Annotated in this window: 22 protein-coding genes; 19 read left to right on the forward strand and 3 right to left on the reverse strand. The window is 32.6% G+C overall.

The window, feature by feature from the left end; translation table 11 throughout:
- Nucleotides 1-2: 2 nt before the first annotated feature.
- Nucleotides 3-2,099 carry an ATP-dependent DNA helicase RecG gene (gene recG / locus B2Y85_RS00815; RefSeq protein ID WP_372518571.1) on the reverse strand — a complete coding sequence of 699 codons (2,097 nt, stop codon included), beginning with the start codon at nt 2,097-2,099 and terminating at the stop codon, nt 3-5.
- Between the two features lie 94 nt (nt 2,100-2,193).
- On the opposite strand from recG, the gene B2Y85_RS00820 reads away from it, so the two are divergent.
- From B2Y85_RS00820 to lspA, 6 genes are all read left to right on the forward strand, one after another.
- Nucleotides 2,194-2,886 carry a YggS family pyridoxal phosphate-dependent enzyme gene (locus B2Y85_RS00820; RefSeq protein ID WP_372518572.1) on the forward strand — a complete coding sequence of 231 codons (693 nt, stop codon included), beginning with the start codon at nt 2,194-2,196 and terminating at the stop codon, nt 2,884-2,886.
- A complete protein-coding gene (gene proC, locus B2Y85_RS00825) occupies nt 2,876-3,694 on the forward strand; it encodes a pyrroline-5-carboxylate reductase (RefSeq protein ID WP_372518573.1) in 819 nt (272 codons plus the stop codon). The genes B2Y85_RS00820 and proC overlap by 11 nt, the downstream gene beginning before the upstream one ends.
- A gap of 34 nt (nt 3,695-3,728) precedes the next feature.
- A complete protein-coding gene (locus tag B2Y85_RS00830; RefSeq protein ID WP_372518574.1) occupies nt 3,729-3,992 on the forward strand; it encodes a DUF167 domain-containing protein in 264 nt (87 codons plus the stop codon).
- A gap of 27 nt (nt 3,993-4,019) precedes the next feature.
- Nucleotides 4,020-5,063 carry an S-methyl-5-thioribose-1-phosphate isomerase gene (gene mtnA, locus B2Y85_RS00835; RefSeq protein WP_372518576.1) on the forward strand — a complete coding sequence of 348 codons (1,044 nt, stop codon included), beginning with the start codon at nt 4,020-4,022 and terminating at the stop codon, nt 5,061-5,063.
- Between the two features lie 26 nt (nt 5,064-5,089).
- Complete coding sequence (gene ileS / locus B2Y85_RS00840; RefSeq protein WP_372518577.1) at nt 5,090-7,873, forward strand: isoleucine--tRNA ligase; 2,784 nt, start codon at nt 5,090-5,092, stop codon at nt 7,871-7,873.
- Between the two features lie 284 nt (nt 7,874-8,157).
- Nucleotides 8,158-8,628, forward strand: coding sequence for a signal peptidase II (gene lspA, locus B2Y85_RS00845; protein ID WP_372518578.1), 471 nt, complete (start codon nt 8,158-8,160; stop codon nt 8,626-8,628).
- A gap of 124 nt (nt 8,629-8,752) precedes the next feature.
- Here the strand turns inward: lspA and guaA are convergent, their stop codons facing one another.
- Nucleotides 8,753-10,279, reverse strand: a complete 1,527-nt coding sequence (gene guaA / locus B2Y85_RS00850; protein WP_372518579.1) for a glutamine-hydrolyzing GMP synthase — start codon at nt 10,277-10,279, stop codon at nt 8,753-8,755.
- Between the two features lie 172 nt (nt 10,280-10,451).
- Here guaA and aroE point away from each other — a divergent pair, with 172 nt between their 5' ends.
- The 13 genes from aroE (at nt 10,452) to B2Y85_RS00915 (ending at nt 20,616) form a co-directional block, all read left to right on the forward strand.
- Nucleotides 10,452-11,288 (forward strand): shikimate dehydrogenase, encoded by an 837-nt coding sequence (gene aroE, locus B2Y85_RS00855; RefSeq protein WP_372518580.1) that lies wholly within the window; start codon nt 10,452-10,454, stop codon nt 11,286-11,288.
- Nucleotides 11,289-11,293: 5 nt separating this feature from the next.
- Nucleotides 11,294-12,019 carry a hypothetical protein gene (locus B2Y85_RS00860; protein ID WP_372518581.1) on the forward strand — a complete coding sequence of 242 codons (726 nt, stop codon included), beginning with the start codon at nt 11,294-11,296 and terminating at the stop codon, nt 12,017-12,019.
- Nucleotide 12,020: 1 nt separating this feature from the next.
- Complete coding sequence (ispD, locus tag B2Y85_RS00865; protein ID WP_372518582.1) at nt 12,021-12,704, forward strand: 2-C-methyl-D-erythritol 4-phosphate cytidylyltransferase; 684 nt, start codon at nt 12,021-12,023, stop codon at nt 12,702-12,704.
- The gene (gene ispF / locus B2Y85_RS00870) at nt 12,695-13,165 is read left to right on the forward strand and encodes a 2-C-methyl-D-erythritol 2,4-cyclodiphosphate synthase (RefSeq protein ID WP_372518583.1); all 471 of its coding nucleotides are present in this window, start codon (nt 12,695-12,697) and stop codon (nt 13,163-13,165) included. Before ispD ends, ispF begins: the two co-directional genes overlap by 10 nt.
- A gap of 18 nt (nt 13,166-13,183) precedes the next feature.
- Nucleotides 13,184-14,575 carry a cysteine--tRNA ligase gene (gene cysS, locus B2Y85_RS00875; RefSeq protein ID WP_372518584.1) on the forward strand — a complete coding sequence of 464 codons (1,392 nt, stop codon included), beginning with the start codon at nt 13,184-13,186 and terminating at the stop codon, nt 14,573-14,575.
- 187 nt (nt 14,576-14,762) lie between these two features.
- Entirely contained in the window at nt 14,763-15,488 is a 726-nt protein-coding gene (gene rlmB, locus B2Y85_RS00880) for a 23S rRNA (guanosine(2251)-2'-O)-methyltransferase RlmB (protein WP_372518586.1), read from the forward strand.
- A 281-nt stretch (nt 15,489-15,769) separates the two neighbouring features.
- Nucleotides 15,770-16,942 (forward strand): histidinol dehydrogenase, encoded by a 1,173-nt coding sequence (hisD, locus tag B2Y85_RS00885; RefSeq protein ID WP_372518587.1) that lies wholly within the window; start codon nt 15,770-15,772, stop codon nt 16,940-16,942.
- Nucleotides 16,942-17,151 (forward strand): hypothetical protein, encoded by a 210-nt coding sequence (locus B2Y85_RS00890; protein WP_372518588.1) that lies wholly within the window; start codon nt 16,942-16,944, stop codon nt 17,149-17,151. The genes hisD and B2Y85_RS00890 overlap by 1 nt, the downstream gene beginning before the upstream one ends.
- 9 nt (nt 17,152-17,160) lie before the next feature.
- A complete protein-coding gene (gene hisB / locus B2Y85_RS00895; RefSeq protein WP_372518589.1) occupies nt 17,161-17,745 on the forward strand; it encodes an imidazoleglycerol-phosphate dehydratase HisB in 585 nt (194 codons plus the stop codon).
- A gap of 13 nt (nt 17,746-17,758) precedes the next feature.
- Entirely contained in the window at nt 17,759-18,490 is a 732-nt protein-coding gene (hisA, locus tag B2Y85_RS00900) for a 1-(5-phosphoribosyl)-5-[(5-phosphoribosylamino)methylideneamino]imidazole-4-carboxamide isomerase (RefSeq protein WP_372518590.1), read from the forward strand.
- A gap of 25 nt (nt 18,491-18,515) precedes the next feature.
- Nucleotides 18,516-18,905: a phosphoribosyl-AMP cyclohydrolase gene (gene hisI / locus B2Y85_RS00905; protein ID WP_372518591.1), complete on the forward strand. Its 390-nt coding sequence runs from the start codon at nt 18,516-18,518 to the stop codon at nt 18,903-18,905.
- 107 nt (nt 18,906-19,012) lie between these two features.
- A complete protein-coding gene (locus B2Y85_RS00910; RefSeq protein WP_372518592.1) occupies nt 19,013-19,642 on the forward strand; it encodes a phosphoribosylanthranilate isomerase in 630 nt (209 codons plus the stop codon).
- 5 nt (nt 19,643-19,647) lie between these two features.
- Nucleotides 19,648-20,616 carry a KpsF/GutQ family sugar-phosphate isomerase gene (locus B2Y85_RS00915; protein ID WP_372518593.1) on the forward strand — a complete coding sequence of 323 codons (969 nt, stop codon included), beginning with the start codon at nt 19,648-19,650 and terminating at the stop codon, nt 20,614-20,616.
- 45 nt (nt 20,617-20,661) lie between these two features.
- On the opposite strand, the gene B2Y85_RS00920 is transcribed toward B2Y85_RS00915, so the two are convergent.
- Nucleotides 20,662-21,828 carry an ABC transporter permease gene (locus B2Y85_RS00920; protein ID WP_372518594.1) on the reverse strand — a complete coding sequence of 389 codons (1,167 nt, stop codon included), beginning with the start codon at nt 21,826-21,828 and terminating at the stop codon, nt 20,662-20,664.
- Nucleotides 21,829-21,834: the final 6 nt, after the last annotated feature.

The following is a 21,834-nucleotide window of genomic DNA, read 5'->3' on the forward strand; positions in this document are numbered from 1 at the left end:
CTTTATCCGACTTGAATAATTTTTGAAAGTTGAGAATATTTTGTGTTGATTAAGTTGTTGATATTTGTATGTTCCGGGGCAATAAGTTCCGGATCTTTTGCGATAATATCAACGGCAACTTGCTTTGCATATTCAATAAGTTTTACATCTTTTATTATATCGCCTGCCTTAAATTCGGGAAAACCGTGTTGTAAAGTGCCTGTAAATTCACCGGGCCCTCTCATTTTTAAATCTTCGGATGCTATTTTAAATCCGTCGGTAGTAGTTGTCATTATTTGTAACCTTTGTTTTGCTGTTTGACCTTTTGCACTTGAAACAAGTATACAATAAGATTTCTTTTGTCCTCTGCCTACTCTGCCTCTTAATTGGTGCAGTGTCGCAAGTCCGTATCTGTCTGCATGTTGTATTATTATCATTGTTGCATTTGGTACATCTATACCTACTTCAATAACCGTTGTCGATATCAAAATATCAAATTCTTTATTTTTAAATTTTAACATTACATCATTTTTTTCTTTCGGTTTCATCTTGCCGTGCAATAATGCAACTTTGTTATTTTTGAAAACAGTTTGCGACAATTTTTCCGCTTCTTGCGTTGCGGATTTTAGTTCGATTTTATCCGATTCGTCTACAAGGGGATAAACTATATATATTTGGTTACCTTTTTCTATTTCTTCCAAAGCGTAATCGTAGGCAATGTTTTCCGATAAGCAATAAGTTTGTACAGGTGTTCTGTTCGGCGGCAATTCGTCAAGTACACTTACCGCCATTTCGCCGTATATTGTCATTGCAAGACCTCTCGGTATAGGGGTGGCTGTCATCATAAGCACATCGGGGTTGTTTCCTTTTGCAAGAGCCGAAGCTTTTTGTAAAACTCCGAATCTGTGTTGCTCGTCTATAATAACTAAACTTAAATTTTTAAATTTAACTCTTTCCTGCATTACCGAATGTGTACCTACAATAATGTTTGTGGTTCCGTTTTCTATTAAAGGCAAAATTTCCGTTTGTTTCTTTTTTGTTTTTAAACTTGAAGAAGTAACAAGTTCAATATTAACATTTAAACCTTCAAGCATATTTTTAAATGTAAGGTAATGTTGTTCCGCAAGAATTTCCGTCGGTGCAACTATAGCAGCTTGATATCCGTTTTCTACGGCAAGAAGAATTGCACTTAAAGCAACGACTGTTTTACCTGAACCGACATCACCCATAAGCATTCTGTTCATTGCTTTTTTGCTCATCATATCATTGAAAATTTCGTTTATTGCTTTTTTTTGTGCTCTTGTAAATTCAAATTTAAGACGATTTTTAAACGGAGTCAACAATTCTTTTGTTATTTTATATTTGCTTGTTTTTTGTTTTATCGTGTTTTTTTGTTTAGCTTTGCTGAGAACTATCTGTAATAACAAAAATTCCTGTAAAGCAAAAGATTGCCTTGCAAGTTCCGCTTCTTGCAATGTTTTCGGGAAATGTATTGCTTTTATTGCCTGACTTATCGGCATAAGTTTTGTTTTGTATTTATCGTTGGTTGATATTATATCGGGATAAATGTTTGCCATATCGTTTAAAACAAGTTTTAGTGCCGATAAAATTGTTTTTTGTGTTATTCCTGCCGTTAAATCGTAAACAGGAACAAGTTTATTAAACTGTTCACTAACGGAATCTTTGTTTTCTACTGTTTCGTAATCTTCAACCGAAACTTGTTTTTGTCCGAATTTCAGTTCACATATACCATATATATAAACAAAAGAATTTGGTTTGAAAGAGTTTTTTATTGTTGCAAAGATATCAAATTTTGAGTAAGGGTTAACTTTCCTGAAAAAATTTGCGGTAATGGTACCGGAACCGTCATCTATTTCTGCCGAAAATACGGATAAATTCATGGATAACTTTTTTGTGTAAGTGTTTACAATTTTACCGAATATACAGTAATGCTGACTGAAAAGTATATTTGATATTTTTGTTATTACAGTCCTGTCTTGGTATGTTCTCGGAAAAAAAGTTATAAGATCTTCAACATTATTTATAGAAAGTTTTGATAATGCCAAAGCTCTTTTAGGACCTATACCTTTGATGTATTTGATATCCGTAGATAAGTTCATTCCGATATTATACAAAAATATTATATAAAAGGGTAGATATTTAGTAATATTATTAACAACTGCCACAAAATATGGTATAATACACAGATAAATTGTGAATACTATAGCTGAAAATATTAATGATATAAAAAAGAGAATAGAAAAAGCATCAAACGGCAGGAAGATAACATTACTTGCCGTTACTAAGACTTTTTCTGCGGAATGTGCCAAACAGGCTATAGATACGGGAATTTTAGATATTGCCGAAAGTAAAATACAGGAAGCATTACCTAAATTCGAAGTTCTTTCTAACAGTTTAAACGGTATAAATAAACATTTTATAGGACATTTGCAGTCAAATAAGGCCAAGAAAGCGGTATTAAATTTTGATTTGATACAGTCTTTGGACAGCATAGATTTGGCAAAAGATATAAACAGACATGCGAAAGATATAAACAAAGTTCAAAAATGTTTAATTGAATTTAAAGTTTCAACCGAAGAAACAAAGTATGGTGCATCAAAAGAAAAAGTTTACGAAATATACGATTATTGTGCTTTAAATTGTCCGAATATTTCTATTTGCGGAATAATGACAATAGCACCTTTTTTTGATGATAAAGAGTTGGTTAGGCCATATTTTAAATTAGCTTATGAAGTATTTGAAAATATAAAAAATACGAAAAAAGATGCCAATTTCAATATTCTATCAATGGGAATGTCCGATGATTTTGAAATTGCAATACAAGAAGGTTCGAATATGGTAAGAGTAGGAACAGCCATATTCGGGGAGAGAAATTATGATAAGTAAAAAGTTTTACGACAAAAAGGTCGTTTTTATCGGTTCGGGTAATATGGCTGAAGCTATAATATCGGGATTTGTAAAATATGATATAGTAAAAGCTTCAAATATTGTTTGTAACGATATTTCAAGAGACAGATTACAATATATGGCTCATAAATATGCGGTATCCGCTCAACAAGATAAAAGTGAAGCTTTAAATAAAGCAGATATAGTCTTTTTAACCATAAAACCGCAAACTTTTAAAAATGTATTGGAAGAATACGGCAAACAAATCGGAAAAGCTAAAATGGTTGTTACAATTGCTGCCGGTATAACAACGGAATTTGTGGAAAAATATCTTTCAAAGAAAACCGTTCTTATAAGAGTTATGCCTAATACTCCCGCTTTGGTAGGAAAAGGTGCTATGGCCGTTTGCGGCGGAAAAAATGCAACAAAAGAAAATATTAACGATATAGCGGACTTATTCTCCGTTATCGGAAGAGTTGTTGTAGTAAAAGAAAAATTGATAAATGCAATCACAGCCGTTTCCGGTTCCGGTCCTGCTTATGTATTTTATTTTTCCGAAGTTATGAGACAAGCTGCCGAAAATTTAGGTATTCCGTCCGATATGGCTAAAGAATTGGTTTATCAAACGATATTCGGTTCCGGAAAAATGCTTATAGAAAGCGGACTTGATGATACCGTTTTAAGAAAGAATGTTACTTCTCCCGGAGGAACAACAGAAAAAGCTATGGAAGAATTTTTAAACAGTGATTTTAAACAAGTAGTTTTTTCTGCTATTGAAAAAGCTAAACAAAGAGCGGAAGAACTTTAATATATAATAAGTAATAAGTAGAGAGGTAAAAGTAATGATTATTAAAGTAAGAGTAATTCCTAATTCAAAAAGAAATGATGTTGTAAGCAGAATTGGGTCTATTTTAAGAGTAAAAATTGCTGCTCCTGCCGTTGAAGGAAAAGCTAACGAAGAATTGTGCGAATATTTATCTGATTTTTTTGATGTTAATAGATCTCATGTCCTCTTAAGAAAAGGTGAAAGAGGAAGAGAAAAAACCATAGAAATTACAGGAAGAACCGAAGAAGAGTTGGAAGAAGTTTTAGATACTATACCGTAGAGATTAAATCGACTTTAAGAGAAAAATATGAATAATAAAATGTCGGAAACTTTATATTGGGAAAAAGGTACACTTTTTTTGTTGGACCAACTGGAATTACCGAGTAAAGTTGTGTACAGAAAATGTAAAACATATACCGATGTTATAAAAGCGATTAAGAATATGATTGTAAGAGGTGCTCCGGCTATAGGTGTGAGTGCGGCTTACGGTATGGTTCTGGCAGGAACAAAGGCTGCAAAGTTATCTTCCACGGAAAAAATTAAATTTATTAAAAAAGTTTCCGAAGAAATGATACAAGCAAGGCCTACAGCCGTTAACTTAAAGTGGGCTGTAGATAAAATGTGTGTAGTTGTAGAAAGTTCTTTAAAATTAAATCCCGAAAATTTTGTTGCTGTTTTGGAATCTGCGGCAAACGAAATTTACGACGAAGATATAGAATGTAATAAGATTATGGCTGATTTCGGAGCAAGATTATTGAAAAAGAATTCCGTAGTTCTTACTCATTGTAATGCCGGTGCACTTGCCACTGCAGGTTACGGAACGGCACTCGGAATGATAAGAACGGGTTATAAGAACGGGAAAATAAAAAAAGTTTTTGTTGATGAAACAAGACCTTATTTGCAGGGTGCAAGGCTTACCGCATGGGAACTTCAACAAGAAAAGATTCCGTATACTTTAATTACCGATAATATGGCAGGATATATAATGAAGACGGAAAAAATAGATGCCGTTATTGTCGGTGCGGACAGAATTGCTTCAAACGGTGATGTTGCAAATAAAATAGGAACTTATTCGTTGTCGATACTTGCAAAATATCATAAGATACCTTTTTATGTTGTGGCCCCGAGTTCTACAATAGATTTTTCAACTTTGTACGGTACAAAGATAAAAATAGAAGAAAGATCTGCCGAAGAAGTTTTAAAAATAAACGGCAAAGAAATTGCTCCTAAAGGTACACAGGTAAGACATCCCGGTTTTGATATCACTCCGGCATCAAACATTACAATGATTATCACGGAAAAAGGTGTTTTCAAGCCAAACAAAATTTCTACACTGAAAAAAATTAAATAAAAATATAAAAAAGGTTAAACAAGAAAATGGAAAACGAAAAAAAAGATTATTCAAAAACTGTTAATTTACCTAAAACAGACTTTCAAATGAAAGCAAATTTAGCTCAAAGAGAGCCGGACTTTTTAAAAGAGTTATACGATGCTAAAATTTACGAGAAGATGAGAGCAAAAAATCAAGGTAAGAAAAAATTTATTCTTCACGACGGACCTCCGTATGCCAACGGAAATATGCACAGCGGACATGCTTTGAATAAAATTTTAAAAGATTTTATTTTGAAATATAAAAACATGAAAGGTTTTGACACTCCTTACACACCCGGTTGGGATTGTCACGGACTTCCTATAGAAACACAATGTTTAAAAGAATTAAAAACCGATAAACATAAAGTAGATAAAAAAGTTTTCAGACAACAGGCAAGTGATTTTGCAAAAAGATTCGTTTCTATACAGAGAGAAGGGTTTAAAAGATTGGGAGTATTTGCAGATTGGGAGAAACCTTATCTTACATTGGATCCTAAATATGAAGCATCAATAGTAAAAGTTTTCGGTGAACTTGTAGAAAAAAATTATTTGTTCAGAAAGAAAAAACCTGTTTATTGGTGTTCATCGTGCGAAACAGCTCTCGCGGATGCTGAAGTTGAATATGCGGATGTTACATCCGATTCAATATTTGTAAAATTTAAAATTGTTGAATTGAGTGATGCATTAAAAGACAAACAAGATTTCTTGAAAGATTATTCCGTATTAATATGGACGACAACACCGTGGACATTACCGTCCAACGTGGCGCTTGCATTTTCGCCTGTAGCAAAATATGTTGCCTGCGAATATATATTAAACGGTAAAGTTGAAAAAATAATTGTTGCAAGAGATTTGGCGGAAAATGTTAAGAATAAAATCTCTGCGGAAAGTTTTACCGTAAAAGCGGAATTTGACGGTAAAGATTTGGAATATATTAAATGTCAAAATCCTATAGTAGACAGAAAATCACTCGGTATTTTGGCGGATTATGTCAGTATGGAAGACGGTTCCGGTATAGTTCATATTGCTCCGGGACACGGACAAGAAGATTATCAAGCGGGATTAGCATATAAACTTGATATTATTTCACCTTTAAATGACAGAGGACAATTTACAAAAGAAGTTCCCGAATTTGAAGGAATAAACGTATTTAAAGCAAATCCTTTAATAATCGAAAAACTTACGAAAGAAGGAACACTTCTTGCAAGTATAAAAATAAGTCACTCTTATCCTCATTGTTGGAGATGTAAGAAACCTGTGATATTCAGAGCAACTCCTCAATGGTTTATGGGTGTGGATTTGAACGATTTAAGACAAAATCTTCTTAAAGAAATTAAGAATGTTAATTGGGTTCCTAAATACGGAGAATCCAGAATTACCGGAATGATACAAACAAGACCCGATTGGTGTTTGAGTCGTCAGAGATTGTGGGGTGTTCCGTTACCGATATTCTATTGTAAAGAGTGCGGTGAACCTATACTTGATAAAAAAATCATAGATAAAGTTGTTGAAGAATTCAAAGTTCACGGTGCCGGAATTTGGTACGAAAAATCCGCAGAGGATTGGCTTAAAGGTTTTGATGTAAAATGTCCGAAATGCGGTAAAACTGAATTTAAGAAAGAAGAAGATATTCTTGATGTTTGGTTTGATTCCGGAGTATCAAGTGAAGCCGTATTGTCGAGCGGAAACTATGATTCTTTGGAATTTCCCGCGGATTTATATCTTGAAGGCAGCGACCAGCACAGAGGTTGGTTCCAAAGTTCGTTGCTTCCTGCAGTTGCAATAAAAGGCAGAGCACCTTACAAAACCGTTCTTACTCACGGATTTTTGGTTGACGGTCAAGGCAGAAAGATGTCTAAATCTTTGGGTAACGGACTTGATCCTTTACAAATAATAAATAAGTACGGTGCGGATATTTTAAGATTGTGGGTTGCATCCTGCGATTACAGAGAAGATGTAAGAATTTCAGACGAAATTATAAAAGGTCATACCGACACCTACAGAAAGATAAGAAATACAATAAGATTTATGCTCGGAAATATCAGTGATATGAAAAAAGAAGATATAGTAAAATTTGCAGATATGAACGAGATAGATAAATATGCTTTATGGACATTAAACGAAGTGGTAAAACAGGCTGAAACCGGTTTTGAAAATTACGAGTTCCATAAAACAGTTAAAGTTATAAACGATTTCTGCACGGTATTTTTAAGCGGATTTTATCTTGATGCATTAAAAGATATTTTATATTGCGATAAAGTTAACAGTAAAGCAAGAAGAAGTGCACAATCCGCAATGCTTGAAATTGTTACTGCATTGGTAGAAGTAATGTCACCGATATTAACATTTACGATGCACGAAGCATGGAAAGAAATAAAGAAAATAAAACAAGATTTACCTGAATTTGTAACATTGGTGGATTTCCCTGCGGTAAACGAAGAATATAAGTTGGAAAAAGATGTTCTTGCAAAGTGGGAAACTCTTGTAAAAATAAAACAACAGGTTTTGGCGGAAACCGAAAAATTAAGGAAGGACAAAATTATCGGTTCCAACTTGGAATCAAGTTTAACAATAAAGTATGGTTCAAAGTATGAGAAAGCATTGAACGATATCGATTTGATAAACATTGTATTCGGCAGTTGGGATATTAAGTTGGAAAAATCCGATAATGAGGAAGAAATTTCCTTTGTTGCGGGAAAATCTTCTTACGGCAAATGTGAAAGATGTTGGAGACATATTGATCATATAGAAAACGGCTTGTGTGAAAGATGTGCCGAAGCCGTAAAATAGATAATATAGCGACCTTAATATTTTGGTTATAATATTGAAACTCAGGAAATCGAGTATGCCCTTACGGGATCCATATACACTTCATTCCTGAGTTTCTTCATTCTAACACAAAATCTTAAGGTCTTTAACGACAAGGACGGGTGTTCTGCAATTTTAAAAGATAAATTTGCATGTTTTTCTCTTGCTCGTTACATTTAACTGATAAACTTAAAATTTATTTTTTATTTTGAAAATCTTAAGGCCTTTAACGACAAAAAAGTTATAATTTGATAAAATAAATCATCATGAAAAAATATTTGTATTTCTTATTACCTTTAATTTATGTGGCATTAGATCATATAACAAAATTCCTTGTTATAAAAAATATACCTTATTATTCATCCATAAAAATTAACGATTATTTCAGCATTGTAAATGTATCTAATACCGGTGTAGCATTTAGTATGTTTCAAAACAACAATATATTTTTTATTGTATTGGTATCATTGGTAATAATATTTTTAATATGGTTTATTTATAAAAATAAAAAAGAACTTACAAAATTACAAACACACTCTTTGCTTTTGATATTGTCGGGGGGAATAGGTAACCTTATAGACAGACTTTTCAGAGGTGCGGTTGTAGATTTTATAGATGTAGGATATAAAGAAGTTTACAGATGGCCTGCATTCAATGTTGCAGACTCTTGTGTATGTATAGGCGTAACTTTATTTGTTATAACTCTTTTATTCTTCAATAAAAAAGCCAAAGTATAAATTTATACCTTGGCTCTCATTATATGTCATCCAGTACTTGATACGGGATCTTGTCGTTAAATTGTCGTTTCAATCCCTCTATACTTCCATACATCTATACTTCAAAATTTTGCTCCGCAAAATTTTATTCCCATTCAATTGTCGCAGGCGGCTTTTGAGAAATATCGTAAACAACTCTGTTGGCACCTTTAACTTCGTTTATTATTCTTGAAGATATTTTACCTAAAATTTCGTAAGGCAATTTTACCCAATCTGCAGTCATTGCATCTACCGAGTTTACGGCTCTTATAACGATAACATGTTCATATGTTCTTTGATCGCCCATAACACCTACCGTTTTTACGGGAAGTATTATTGCAAAAGATTGCCAAATTTTTTCGTATAATCCGGCTTTTCTTATTTCTTGATCAACTATTGCATCCGCTTCTTTAACTATTCTTAACTTCTCTTCGGTTATTTCGCCGAGTGTTCTTATTGCAAGTCCCGGTCCCGGGAAAGGTTGTCTGTCTATAATTTCGTTAGGAATGTTTAATTCTCTTCCCAACTGTCTTACTTCATCTTTAAACAAAGATTTTAAAGGTTCAACCAATTTCATCTTCATTTTTTCAGGTAACCCGCCAACATTGTGATGGCTCTTAATCGTTACGGCTTTGCCTATTTTTGCACTTTCTATAACATCAGGATAAATTGTGCCTTGTAATAAAAAGTCGATGTTTTTTACTTTCTTTGCTTCTTTTTCGAAAACATCTATAAATGTGTGACCGATAATTTTTCTTTTTTGTTCAGGTTCGGTAACACCTTTTAATTTGTTTAAAAATAATTTTTTTGCATCCACTATTATTAAATTCTTGCCGAACTTTTTGCCGAATATCTTTCTTACTCTTTCCGTTTCACCGAGTTTCTGTAAACCGTGATCAACATAAACACTTACCAACTGTTTACCTATGGCTTTGTGCATCATTATTGCCGCAACGGAAGAATCTACTCCGCCGGACAATGCACATAAAACTTTACCTTTACCTACTTGTTTCTTTATTCTTGCAATTTCATCTTTTATATAATTTTTCATTGTCCAATCTTGTTTTACTTTACAAACTTTGAACAAGAAATTATCCAATATTTGTTTTCCGAAAGGTGAATGGTGAACTTCAGGATGGAATTGAACTCCGTATATCGTTCCCTTATCGTTTACTATTGTTGCATTAGGACAATTCTTTGAACTTGCAACAACCTTGAATCCTTTAGGAAGTTTTGTTAATTTGTCGCCGTGGCTCATCCATACAGGCATCTTATTCTTTAAACCTGCATAAAGTAATGATTTTGATTTTATAACGATATCGGCTAAACCGTATTCTCTGTTCTTTGAATGTTGAACTTTTCCGCCCAATTGTTGAGCAATTAATTGCATACCGTAACATATACCTAAAATAGGTACATTCATTTGCCAAACTTTTGAGTCCGGCTTGGGAGCATCTTTTTCGTATACACTTGCAGGACCGCCGGAAAGAATTATTGCTTCAACCGTGCTTAAATTCTCTATTTCATCAAGTTTCTTGTTTCCCGGAAAAATTTCACAATAAACATGTGATTCTCTTATTTTTCTTGCGATAACTTGAGTATATTGTGAACCGAAATCTAAAATCAAAATCATAAAATGCTCCTTTATAAATTAAAGAATTGTAAATTGAACAAGAAGCATTATACTAAAATAAAACCAATCTTCCAATCATCCAATCTTCCAATCATCCAATCTTCTGTAGTTTTATTGCCTTTTTAGTGTATATTTAATAAAATAAATCTGTTATTTTTTAGAGAGAAATTGTATGAGTAAAAATGTTACGGCAGATACAAAACTTTTAGGCATTTTCGGTAACCCTGTTAACCATTCTCTATCACCGATAATGCATAACGATTGGTTTGCAAAGTATAAACTGAATTGTTTATATGTTGCTTTTGATGTTTTGCCTGAAAACTTGAAATCTGCTGTGGAATCGATAAGAAGTTTAAATATTACGGGTGTAAATGTTACCGTGCCTCATAAAATTGAGGTTATGAAATATATTGACAGTGTTGATAATGCCGCAAAAACTATAGGCAGTGTAAATACAATCGTTAATAAAAAAGGCAAATTGTATGGCTGTAATACAGATTGGCAAGGTTTTATTACCGATTTAAAGTCTAAAAATATAAATTTAAAAAACAAAACAATATTTGTCGTGGGTGCGGGCGGAGCGGCAAAAGCAATTCTTTATGCTTTAACAAAATTAAAGGTTAAACATGTTTACTTAACATCGAGAACTTTTGATAAAGCCAAACTTGTTGCCGAAAAGTATAAAAATATTTCCGTTATTGATATCAATAAAGTATCTGCAAGTTTTTTAAAAGATATAGATTGTTTGGTTAACTGTTCCACTTGCGGAATGAAAAAAGAAGATAAACTTCCTTTCACAATAAAAGAATTTAATAAAAAAATTGTTTTTTATGATATTATATACAACAAAGAAACACCGTTTAAAAAGTTTGCCGCAAAAAATAAAATAAAATATTTTTCCGGTGAAGGAATGTTAATATATCAAGGTGCTGTTTCTTTTGATAAGTGGACAGGGATATTTCCCGATACCAAAAAGACTTTGCCGCTTATCAAAAAATTTATGAGGTAAAAAAATTGTTAATATTATTAGTTTTATTTATATTGTTTCCTGCAGTTATATTTTTTTTAGTATCTAATACGATAAATGCAATAATCGTTTCTTATTGTTTAGCGGTTCTTCTTTTTATTTTTATAAGAAGAAGCAACAGAAAAGAAATAGTGTTGCTTGATACAACCGTTATAAACGATGACAGAATTATAGATTTTATCAATTCCAATGTATACCAACAGTTTTTGTTACCGAGATTTGTAATAAGAGAAATAGAAAATAAAATAGACGGTTTAAAAGATAAACATTTGGAAGAGAACTTGGAAAAAATAAAACAAAATAAAAAAGTAAAAGTTCTTTACAGAAATTACTATAAGATAAAGTCGTCCGACTTTAAAATAGTAAAATTGGCAAAATCTCTGAATGCAAAAATAGTAACGGTAAACTTCAGTTTGAACAAAATGTCTGTGTTAGAGGGAGTAAAAGTTATAGACTTGAACGATATGTATGAAAGATTGAAACCTACGATTTTGCCCGGACATAAAATTACGATTTTCTTGGTTAAAGAAGGCAGAGATAAAAATCAGGCGATAGGCTTTTTGGATGACGGTACAACAGTTGTTGCCGAAAACGGAAAAAATTTTGTAGGTAAAAGAGTTAACTTAAAAATAACATCAATGTTACATTCGTCCGATAATAAAATGTTGTTCGGCAAAATACCGAACGAAGATATTTTGGAAGGAAAACTATAATATGAATTTTGCAGCTGTTATTGTTGCAGGCGGCGCAGGTAAAAGATTCGGTTCAAAGGAACCGAAACAGTTTTTGCTTTTAAACAAAAAGAAAATGTTTGTATGGAGCATACTTGCATTTAAAAAAGTTAAAGAATGTAAACAAATTATACTTGTTGTTCCCGAATACAAACTTTCCGAAATGGAAAAGTATAAAAAGTTATATAAAATTGATGTTGTATGCGGCGGTAAAGAAAGATATAATTCCGTTCAGAACGGACTAAAAGTTGTTAAAGATAATATGGATATTGTTGCCGTTCACGATGCGGCAAGACCGCTTATAACTTCTAAAATAATAAAAGAAGTGTTCGACAGTGCGGTTAAGTACGGCGGAGCAATAGCGGCAAGTGTTGCAAGAGATACAATAAAGTTTTCCAAAAACGGTAAAAACATAACGAAATCTATAGACAGAAACAATATTTGGCAGGCTCAGACTCCGCAGATGTTTAAAACTAAAATATTGAAAAAAGTTTATTCGGGTAAAATACCGAAAAATGTTACCGATGATGCACAACTTGTGGAAAAATTCGGTAAAAAAGTAATGTTGGTTGACGGCGGTTACGAAAATTTTAAAGTAACTCAACCGATAGATTTTAAGTTAGCGGAAGCATTACTGAGGGATAGAGGTATAGAAAAATGTTTGTAGGATTCGGATACGATGTTCACAGATTTAAAAAATCAAGAAAACTCTTTTTAGGCGGAGTAAAAATATCGGATACTAACGGTCTTGACGGACACAGTGATGCCGACGTTTTGGTTCATGCATTAATGGATTCTTTGCTCGGTGCTGCGGGGGAAAACGATATAGGACATTTTTTTCCTACAAACGATGACAGATATAAAGGCATATCAAGCATAGAACTTTTAAAAATTGTAGTTAAAACTTTAAAGAAAAAGAAATTTAAAATAATAAATACTGATATGACAATTGTTGCCGAAAAGCCGAAAATATATCCTTATATAGACCAAATGAAAGATATTCTTTCAAAAACAATGGGTATATCTAAAGCAAGAATAGCAATAAAAGCAACCACTAACGAAAAAATGGGGTTTATCGGCAGAGGCGAAGGTATTTGTGCAATGGCAGTCGCTTCATTGAAAAAATAAGCTTTTAAGGAAAAGAAGATGATAAAATTTTATAACACATTAACAAACAAAGTAGAAGAATTTAAACCTATAAAAGAAAATAATGTATCGATATATATTTGCGGAGTTACACCTTACGATGTTTGTCATTTGGGACATGCAAGAGCTTATGTAACTTTTGATGTTATCAAAAGACATTTTATGAGAAGCGGGTATACCGTTAACCATGTTCAAAATTTTACCGATGTTGACGATAAAATTATAAACAGATCATTGGAAAAACAAATTTCTCCTATAGATTTGGCAAAACAATTTATTGACGATTATTTTATGCAAATGGATAAACTTAATGTTATAAAAGCAAACACTTATCCGCAAGTTACGAAAATGATACCTCAAATAGTGGAGTTTATAAAAAAACTTGAAGAAAAAGGATATGCTTACAATGTTGACGGAGATGTTTATTTCTCGGTAGATAAATTTAAAGATTACGGAAAACTTTCAAAAAGAAAATTTGAAGAGATGAGAGTAGGTGCAAGAGTAGAAAAAGATTCCAAGAAAAAGAATCCTTACGATTTTATATTGTGGAAAAAAACAAAAGAAAACGAACCTCAAGAAGTTTCCTGGGACAGTTTTTGGGGAAAAGGCAGACCGGGTTGGCATATAGAATGTTCGGTAATGTCTACGACATTGTTGGGTAACACTATAGATATTCACGGCGGCGGACAAGATTTGATATTCCCGCACCACGAAAACGAAATTGCACAAAGTGAAAGTTGCACGGGACAACAATTTGCAAACTATTGGATACATAACGGATTTGTTACGGTTAATAAAGAAAAAATGTCTAAAAGCTTGGGAAACTTTTTTACATTAAAAGATATTTTTGAACAATATGATCCCAGAGTAGTAAGATACTATTTGCTTACACAACATTACAGAACACCGCTCGACTTTTCACACGACAATTTAAACAGTGCAAAAGCCGCATTGCAAGGACTTGATGAGGCATATTCAAGACTTGTTGCAATAGTTAAAGACAGTGATAACAATTTAAAAGACGAAAATTTAATAAAAATACAAAAACAAGTTAAAGATTCGTTGGACGACGATTTTAATTTTGAAAGAGCATTATCGTATTTGCACGAGCTTAAAAACATAATATTAAACAACTTATCCGGTGATAAACAGGATTTGTTAAAACAAGCAAAATGGCTTTTTGAAGATATTTTGGAAGGTGCTTTAGGTGTAAGAGTTTCGAAGGAAGAATCGGCATCATCCGATTTACAGGAATTGTTAAATAAAAGAAACCAAGCAAGAAAAGAAAAAAATTGGGCGGTTGCCGATGAGTGCAGAAACAAACTTTCCGAACTCGGTTACAAAATTATAGATAATAAAGACGGAAGCTCAACTCTTGTTAAAAAGATATAATGATTTTTGCAAGGTAAAAATCAGCTTATAGCTTAAAGCTTAAAGTTTAAAGTTTGTTGTAAAAATTCATGAAATGAATTTTTGATATTTAATTAGAAAATTTTGTTTAACAAAATTTTACCGAAAACTATAAGCTATAAACTTTAAACTATAAACTATAAACTAAAAAATTACGGAGTAATTTTTAATGGATAAACTATTCGGTAGAAATGCCGTGCTTGAAGCAATAAAGTCCGGTAACAGAACAATAAATAAAATTCTTATTTCTAAAACCGCTCACGGCAGCAGTATAAGTGAAATTATTAAACTTGCCAAAGCAAAAGGTATTGTTATAAACAATGTTCCTCCTGAAAAGCTTGATAAATTCGAGCAGGAAAATACGCAAGGTGTTGTCGCCGAAGTTTCCGCAACAAATTATGTTGAACTTGAAGATTTAATGGATACGGTAAAAAATAAGCAAAACGGACTGTTACTCCTTCTTGATTCGATAGAAGATCCGCACAATTTAGGCGCAATAATACGAAATGCCGTTTGTTTCGGTGTAGACGGGGTAATTATACCTAAATGGAGAAGTGCAACAATAAACGAAACGGTGGAAAGAACATCTGCCGGTGCTATAGAACACATAAAAATAGCAAGAGTTACAAACTCATCACAAGCAATACTAAAATTAAAAGATGACGGTTTTTGGATATTAGGTGCCGAAAACGGAAACAATTCAATAACCGATACAAAAGTTCCGTTTCCCGCGGTTTTGGTTATGGGCAGTGAAGGGTTTGGAATACATCAAAAAATAAAAGAAAAGTGTGATTTTATTATAACCATACCACAAAAAAGTACAATTTCTTCTTTAAATGTTTCTTGTGCCAGTGCAGTAATCCTGTACGAAATATTTAAACAAATTAGCAACTAAATAGTCTTTTAAAATTTCTCTTTTTCAAGCAAAAAAGCCATTCACTTGAAAAATTTAAAGCCGTGCTCCAACTTGATTTTACCTAACGACCTAATGTAACGGAAAAATCTTCAATCATGTTCGCACTAAAAAACTTTTTTGATTTATAGTTTTTTGCTTTAAATTTTTCTTCGTTCATAGACAGCTTTAATCATGCTTGAAAAAGAAAATTTCGAAAGTTTTATTAAAACTAATACTTCCTAATTGAAAAGGTATTTCCTTTTTGATAAAATTATTAAGCTATGAATACAGATATAATTAATGCAGTTACGGATATTATAAGTAATATACAAACTAAAGGGGATAGTGCCGTAATAGGTTATCTTAAAAAGTTTGACGGGGTATCTTTTAAATCCGCTAAAGATTTAAGAGTTACCGATAAACAGATAAACGAAGCGGTTAAAAAGGTTAGCCCTGCTTTAAAAAAAGCAATAAAAGCTTCTTATGCCAATGTTTTGGCATTTCATAAGAAAGAATATTCAAACATAAAAAAACAATGGTTAATAACGGACAGTGTAAAATCCGTAGGACAAATATACAGACCTATAGAAGCTGTAGGTATATATGTGCCGGGCGGAAGATTTTCTTACCCGTCATCCGTTATTATGAATTTTGTTGCAGCTAAGGTTGCAGGGGTTAAAAGAATAGTTATGATGACTCCTCCCAAGAAAATGAGCAATGAAGTTTTGTTTGCAGCAAAAATTTGCGGAATAAAAGAAATATATACAATCGGCGGAGCGGTGGCAATAGCGGTTCTTGCTTACGGAACAAAAACAATAAAACCTGTAAATATGATAGTAGGTCCGGGAAATGCTTATGTAAACGAAGCTAAAAGACTTGTTTTCGGTAAAGTTGGTATAGATTCGTTGGCCGGACCGAGTGAAGTTGCAATTATCGCCGACAGCGGAGCCGATAAAGATTATGTTTTATACGATTTGTTGGCACAAGCAGAACATGATACAATGGCAAAAGCATATTTGTTGTGCAGTTCAAAAGAAATTATAAGTTATATAAAGAAAAATTTCGATAAAGAAAAATTAAATCAAATAAAAATTTATAATGTAGATACAAAAAAAGCCATAGATATGGTTAACGATATAGCCCCTGAACATTTGGAGCTTTTAATAAAGAATGCAAAACAGGCGGTAACAAAAATTTATAATGCCGGAGCAATTTTTGTAGGGTATAATACGGCAACAGCCGTAGGAGATTATTGGGCAGGTCCTTCGCATGTTTTACCGACGAATGCATCTGCAAAATATTCAAGCGGACTTTCCGTTATGACATTTATGAAAAGAAGCAGTTATATTGAACTGAAAAAAGTTACATCTTCGGTAAAAAAACAAATTGCCGATTTTGCTGCAGCCGAAGGGTTGGTAAATCATAAAAAATCCGTAGAGGTAAGAAAAATATAATGCAAGTAGAACTTTCCGAAAGGGAAATTGAACTAATAATACATATGCTTACTGAAGAAGTAACTAAAGTTAGCGACGGAAAAGCTAAATTAAACTTTTCGGTTGACGAAGTTATTTTGTTGGAAAAATTGGACCAAGCTTTAAAATTAAAAGACTTGGACGGTATTACGGAAACAAAAGATACACAAAAAACAAAATATTTAAATTAGAGAGAAAAAATGAGAAAAGCACACATTCACAGAAAAACATTTGAAACGGATGTAGATATTGAGTTGAATTTGGATTCAAACAAAAAATCTTCAATCAATACAACAATCCCGTTTATGGATCATATGCTTACATTGTTTTCCGCTCATGCCGGAGTATATCTTAAAATAAATGCCAAAGGTGACACGGAAATAGACGACCATCACTTGGTTGAAGATATGGGTATTACTTTGGGGCAAGTGTTTAAACAGGCATTGGGTGATAAAAAGGGTATAGTAAGATACGGGCATTTTTTATTGCCTATGGACGAAGCTTTAGCTTATATTGCTCTCGATATTTCTGGCAGACCTTTTTTAAGTTATGAAGCTAAAATAGAGTTTCAAAAAACAGGTTTTAACTACGATTTAATACAGGAATTTTTTATTGCTTTTGTTAACAATGCGGCAATCACACTCCATATAAAAATGATGAAAGGAAGGAACAACCATCATATTGCCGAATCCATATTCAAAGGTTTCGGAAGAGCATTGGCAATAGCAATAAGTATAAATAAAAAAATAAAAAATAAGATACCTTCGACAAAAGGTTCTATTTAAGGATGAGATAAAAATGATAATAATACCTGCAGTAGATATCAGACAAGGAAATTGTGTAATGCTTAAACAGGGAAAAATAGCCGACGAAACTATTTATTCCAAAGACCCTGTTTTTATGGCAAAACTTTGGAAAGCAAAAGGTGCGGAAAGATTACATGTCGTCGATTTGGACGGCTCTTTTTCCGGTAATCAATCGAACAATCAAATCATAGGAAATATTTGTTTAAGTGTTGATATTCCGGTTGAAGTCGGCGGCGGAATAAGAAACATGAAAAGAATAGACGATATTTTTACTTTGGGCGCATCTTATGCAATATTGGGAACGGTTGCAATTTATAATCCCGATATAGTAAGACAAGCAATAGAAAAATACGGTCCGGAAAAAATTATAGTTGCTCTTGATGTTTATGAGGGGAAAATTGCTATAGGCGGTTGGAAAGAAATTACACCTGTAACGACGGAAGAAATGTTGGAAAAATTAAAAAATATGGGTGTCAGCGAAATTATCTATACCGATATATCAAAAGATGGAATGTTAAAAGGTCCTAATATCGACGGATTAAAAAGAATTGCAAAAGCAAGTAAAATGAATGTTATAGCTTCCGGCGGAGTAACAACGGTGGATGATGTTAAAAAAATTGCTAAACTTGAAAAATACGGCGTAACCGGTGCTATTGTTGGTAAAGCATTATACACTGAAGATTTTAAGTTGGAAGAAGCAATAAGAGTTTTAAATAAAAAATAAAAAGAAGTTGCGGGGGAAAGTAAATATGTTGGAAATTACAAAACAATTAAAGTTTGACAAAAACGGATTGATACCGGCTGTTGTTCAAGACTATAACGACGGTGTGATTTTGATGGTTGCATATATGAATGCGGAATCATTCGAAAAAACATTAAAAACAAAAAAAGCTACATATTGGAGCAGATCAAGACAAAAATTCTGGGTAAAAGGTGAAGAATCCGGAAACATACAAAAAGTAAAAGAAATTTATTATGATTGTGATGCCGATTGCATATTGTTAAAGGTTATTCAGGTAGGCGGTTCGGCTTGTCATACGGGATACAGAAGTTGTTTCTACAGAAAATTATCTTTTACGGGAAATACAAGAATAGTAGGTAAAAAAGTTTTTGATCCAAAAAAAGTTTACGGGAAATAAAAATTTTTGCAAAGCAAAAATTTGAGGCATGGATGTATAGAAGTATGGAAGTATAGAAACGACATTTCTTGTCATCTCGAAATTTATTTTAAGTGTTTGAGGATATAATGTTAAAAGTAAAAATTTGCGGTATAACAAACTATGATGATGCTTTAAATGCAACAAATTTGGGTGCGGATTATTTAGGTTTTCAAATAATAAAAGATTCTCCTAAAAAAGTTTCCGATAAAATGTTAAAAGAAGTTAATGAAAAACTTCCGCCTTTTGTTTTGGCAGTGGGAATATTTGTAGATCAAGACAGTAAAGCTATAACAAAAGTTGTTAAAAAGACCGGAATAAAAGTTGTTCAGTTAAACGGTTCGGAAACTCCCGAATTTTGTAAAGCTTTAGCGGTATCATTAGGTATAAAAGTTTTTAAATATATGAAATTTACAAGTGTTGCCGATGTAATAAAGTTACAACCGTACACAGGTAACGTAGATTATTTTGTATTGGATATTTCAACAAAAGATGAACAAGGTAACGATATTCTTGCTTTAGATGCTCTTTCCGCACTTGAACAAGTATCCGTTCCTTATTTTATAACAGGAAATATTTCTTCCGAAAATGTCGGCGAAGTTATGGAAAAATCAAAACCGTTCGGTGTTGAAGCCGACACGAGTATAGAAAGATTACAAAGAAGAAAAGATTTTAATAAAATGGCAGATTTTATAAAAAATGCTCACAGTTTAAGGTAATTATAATGGAACAAATTAACATACAAAGAGCTATAGATACATTAAATTTGGAAGCACAAGCCGTAAAAGATCAAATAAAACATTTAGACGATCAGTTTATAAAAGCCGTTTCTTTAATAGAAAAATCATCGGGAAGGGTTGTTATTATAGGACTTGGAAAATCGGGACATATCGGCAGAAAAATAGCTGCCACAATGGCTTCTATAGGTGTTCCTGCAATATATTTACATCCTGCAGAATGTTTACATGGTGATTTGGGTATGATAATGAAAGGTGATGTTGTCGTTATGTTATCATATTCCGGCGAAACGGAAGAAATAAAACAAGTTTTACCTGTATTACAAAAAATGGGTTTGAAAATTATAGCAATTACCGGTAAAACGGATTCTCCTACATGGAAAAATTGTGATGTTATTATAGATTCTTCCGTGGAAAAAGAAGCTTGTCCTTATAATTTGGCACCGACATCATCCACAACGGCATTACTTGCTTTGGGTGATGCATTGGCGCTTGTTTTATCCGAAAGGAAAGGTTTTAAAAAAGAAGATTTCGCAATATTTCATCCTTTAGGTGCTATAGGTAATAAAATCAAGAGATTAACAATGAAAGTTAAAGAAATAATGAGACAAGGTAAAGCAAACCCTGTAGTAAAAGAAAATGCTACCGTTCAAGATGCTCTTTTAATTATGACGGGAACAAGAGTCGGTGCAACAAGTGTTGTAGATGAAAACGGTAAACTTGCAGGATTTTTTACCGATGGTGATTTAAGAAGACAAATTCAGTTGCACGATAATTTGTTAAAGAAAAAAATATCGGAAGTTATGACGAAAAATCCATCGACATTATCACCGGATATGCTTGTTGCCGAAGCTGAAAAAATATTACAGAATAAAAATATAGATAATATACCTGTGGTGGATGAAACAGGAAAACCGATAGGTATTCTCGACGAAAGAGATTTGTTTTCCGAATAAAAGTTTATAAATTTTTTAATACATTTGATTACAGGCAGATTGTTTTTATAATCTGTCTGTTTTTTTTGTATATGCGATTTTAAACTTGAATATTACAAAATTTAATATAAGACAAATCAAAAAGAAGACGGTTAAATTTAATACACAATATGTCGCATACCCTATCCAAATGGTATTTAAAGAATAAATTCTAAAAATATTTATAAAATAAGTGGAAGGAAAAATATAAGCTGCTATCTTTAAATACGAAGGTAACATATATATCGGCCAGGCAAAACCCGAAATTAAAAGAACCGGCATAGAATAAAATGTTAAAGCGCATAAAGATACTACGGGGCTTTTAAATAAGTGGGATATTAACATGGCAAAAAATACTATAACAAAAGAATATATTAACGATAATAATAAAAGATTTATTATTGAAGTTTGAAATATGGAATTGAACGGGAAAACAAAAAATATGAACAATAATACCATAAAAAGGGCGGCACATACATAAGGAATAGCCTTTCCGAACAGAATAGGCATAATTTTGTTGTTTGTTATTTTATATAAATCTTTCCATGTTTTTTCCTGCGTTTCCAAACTCATTGTATGACAAACGGCTACTATAAGAATTTGTTGAAATATTGCAAATAAAACAAAGGGAACAAAAAAGTTCGCATAAGTCTTTGTAGGATTAAACATCCACTTAAAATTACCTTTTATGGGCTGTATCATTTGCATCGCCGAATTTTTTGAAATTCCGTTCTTTATCAGAAAACTTGCGGACACCTGAGCTGCCAGAAATTGTGAAGTCATAACTATCGTTTTTATTGCGGTACTTGAAACCATGAAATTGCTTGCATTTGCACCGATAAAAGCAAAGGTGCTTTTGGCTCTTTTTAAGTTCGTTGAAAAATCGCTCGGGATAAAATAAAACAAATCAATTTTGTTTGTAAAAATAGCATTATATGCCGCATATGTAGATGGGAAATAGTCGACAATATTAAGTTCCGGTGTGGAATTTATCATTCTGCCGTATTGCCTTGATATTGCGGAATTATCTTGATTTACAAGTGCGATTTTTATATCTCTCGGATTTTGCTTGTGATATATGTATGTTATACCGAATGAATATACGATAGGAGCGATAATACATATCAAAATCAGATCTTTTGATGTGAAAAATCTTTTAAATTCCCGTAATAATATTTGCTTAAACAATTTCATCTTTTG

The sequence above is a fragment of the Candidatus Ruminimicrobiellum ovillum genome, from assembly GCF_002392975.1.
Taxonomy (GTDB): Bacteria; Elusimicrobiota; Endomicrobiia; order Endomicrobiales; family Endomicrobiaceae; genus Ruminimicrobiellum; species Ruminimicrobiellum ovillum.

Excerpts from the sequence above, each read along its gene's own strand:
- ispF (WP_372518583.1), top strand. The coding sequence starts at position 12,695 with ATGTTTGTAGGATTCGGATACGATGTTCACAGATTTAAAAAATCAAGA.
- rlmB (WP_372518586.1), top strand. The coding sequence starts at position 14,763 with ATGGATAAACTATTCGGTAGAAATGCCGTGCTTGAAGCAATAAAGTCC.
- lspA (WP_372518578.1), top strand. The coding sequence starts at position 8,158 with ATGAAAAAATATTTGTATTTCTTATTACCTTTAATTTATGTGGCATTA.
- aroE (WP_372518580.1), top strand. The coding sequence starts at position 10,452 with ATGAGTAAAAATGTTACGGCAGATACAAAACTTTTAGGCATTTTCGGT.
- B2Y85_RS00920 (WP_372518594.1), bottom strand. The coding sequence starts at position 21,828 with ATGAAATTGTTTAAGCAAATATTATTACGGGAATTTAAAAGATTTTTC.
- ispD (WP_372518582.1), top strand. The coding sequence starts at position 12,021 with ATGAATTTTGCAGCTGTTATTGTTGCAGGCGGCGCAGGTAAAAGATTC.
- hisD (WP_372518587.1), top strand. The coding sequence starts at position 15,770 with ATGAATACAGATATAATTAATGCAGTTACGGATATTATAAGTAATATA.
- hisA (WP_372518590.1), top strand. The coding sequence starts at position 17,759 with ATGATAATAATACCTGCAGTAGATATCAGACAAGGAAATTGTGTAATG.
- mtnA (WP_372518576.1), top strand. The coding sequence starts at position 4,020 with ATGAATAATAAAATGTCGGAAACTTTATATTGGGAAAAAGGTACACTT.
- proC (WP_372518573.1), top strand. The coding sequence starts at position 2,876 with ATGATAAGTAAAAAGTTTTACGACAAAAAGGTCGTTTTTATCGGTTCG.
- recG (WP_372518571.1), bottom strand. The coding sequence starts at position 2,099 with ATGAACTTATCTACGGATATCAAATACATCAAAGGTATAGGTCCTAAA.
- B2Y85_RS00890 (WP_372518588.1), top strand. The coding sequence starts at position 16,942 with ATGCAAGTAGAACTTTCCGAAAGGGAAATTGAACTAATAATACATATG.
- hisI (WP_372518591.1), top strand. The coding sequence starts at position 18,516 with ATGTTGGAAATTACAAAACAATTAAAGTTTGACAAAAACGGATTGATA.
- ileS (WP_372518577.1), top strand. The coding sequence starts at position 5,090 with ATGGAAAACGAAAAAAAAGATTATTCAAAAACTGTTAATTTACCTAAA.
- B2Y85_RS00915 (WP_372518593.1), top strand. The coding sequence starts at position 19,648 with ATGGAACAAATTAACATACAAAGAGCTATAGATACATTAAATTTGGAA.
- B2Y85_RS00910 (WP_372518592.1), top strand. The coding sequence starts at position 19,013 with ATGTTAAAAGTAAAAATTTGCGGTATAACAAACTATGATGATGCTTTA.
- hisB (WP_372518589.1), top strand. The coding sequence starts at position 17,161 with ATGAGAAAAGCACACATTCACAGAAAAACATTTGAAACGGATGTAGAT.
- B2Y85_RS00830 (WP_372518574.1), top strand. The coding sequence starts at position 3,729 with ATGATTATTAAAGTAAGAGTAATTCCTAATTCAAAAAGAAATGATGTT.
- guaA (WP_372518579.1), bottom strand. The coding sequence starts at position 10,279 with ATGATTTTGATTTTAGATTTCGGTTCACAATATACTCAAGTTATCGCA.
- cysS (WP_372518584.1), top strand. The coding sequence starts at position 13,184 with ATGATAAAATTTTATAACACATTAACAAACAAAGTAGAAGAATTTAAA.